The 1,307-nt window shown below is 71.2% G+C and carries 1 protein-coding gene; it reads right to left on the bottom strand.

Features of this window, described 5'->3' with window-relative positions; genetic code table 11:
• The coding region (locus tag AF1_RS32550) for a DUF418 domain-containing protein (RefSeq protein ID WP_084263550.1) at positions 1–1,251 on the bottom strand (1,251 nt) is incomplete at its 3' end.
• Positions 1,252–1,307 lie beyond the last annotated feature (56 nt).

The raw sequence follows: 1,307 nt of genomic DNA, 5'->3' as shown, positions 1-1,307 counted from the left end.
CCGTGTCTCGCTGCGCGGGCGCCACGGTGGTGTCGACAGCGTGGTCCAGGCACGCAGCAGCCACTCCAGTGGGCCGTAGGCGTGGTGTCGCAGCCACCATCGACTGGCCACTGCCTGCGCCGCGAACAAGGTCAGGGCGATCGCCGCGACGCCGATGGGCGGGACGCGGCCGACCAGCGCGGCCCCGAAGCCGGTGAACAGAAGGGCGCAGACCAGGGACTGCCCGAGATAGTTGGTCAGCGACATACGGCCCGCCGGCGCGAGCGCGGTGACCACGGCCTGGCCGCAGCGGCCGCGGACCATGCGGAGCACGGTCGCCGCGTAGGCGGCGGCCAGCAGGGGAGCGGTGATCACATCGAGGCCCAAGGCGAAAAGCTGGTACGCCGACTCGGGGTGGTCCAGGTTCGCGTTCGCGTACACGATGCCGCCCAGCAGCCCGGCCGTGAAGCCGACCCACTGGAGCCGCCGCAGGAGCCGCCGGTGCCGGTCGGTGTCCGCGAGGGCGCGTCGGCGTCCGGCCGCCAGGCCCAGCAGGAAAGCGGCGAGCGCGGACGGCGCCTGGAAGAAGATCAACAGGGCTGCCACGTCCGGCAGTTCCTGGAGGTGGGCGCCGATGACCGATGCCGGCCCGCCGCGCAGGGCCTCGGTCGCCTGTGCCGCGGCGGATGCCGTGGACGCGGGGATCGAGCCGGCCCCGCCCGCATGGGCGACGGCGAGCGCGAGGAGCGCGTATCCGAGGGCGGTCACCGCCGGCAGCGCCAGGGCGATCCGTATCGCGGTGCGGGGCTGGATGCGGCGCAGCGCGAGCAGGACCAGGCCGAGGACGGCGTACAGGGTGAGGATATCGCCGGGGAAGAGGACGACGGCGTGGATGACGCCGATCACGAACAGCCCGGTCAGGCGCCGCAGGAAGCGTGGCGCGAACCGGGCGCCGTGTCGCTCGGCCGAGTCGATCTGCAGCGTGAAGCTGTAGCCGAACAGGAACGAGAACAGCAGGAAGAACTTCGTCTCGAAGAGCACCGCCACCAGCCGGCGGACACCCTCGCTCAGCGGGCCGCCCAGGCCCGGGTCCTCCAGGCCGGTGCCGTGATAGGCGGAGGCCATGTAGGTGATGTTGACCGTCAGGATGCCGAGCAGTGCGAAGCCGCGCAGCGCGTCCACCTGCGCCAGCCGGGCGCCGCGACCTTGCCGCTGCTCCCATGTCGTGGGCAGGGGGCGCGGAGTGATCTTCGTGCGTCGTCGGGCGCTCACGGCACTCCTTAGAACTATCGAACTCTAAACGTTCGTTCTCTATACGATCGTACTAT

The organism is Actinomadura formosensis NBRC 14204, from assembly GCF_001552155.1.
In the GTDB taxonomy this organism is placed as follows: domain Bacteria; phylum Actinomycetota; class Actinomycetes; order Streptosporangiales; family Streptosporangiaceae; genus Spirillospora; species Spirillospora formosensis.
Note: the sequence above shows the minus strand (reverse complement) of the source record. Positions and strands in the feature narration are given on the sequence as shown.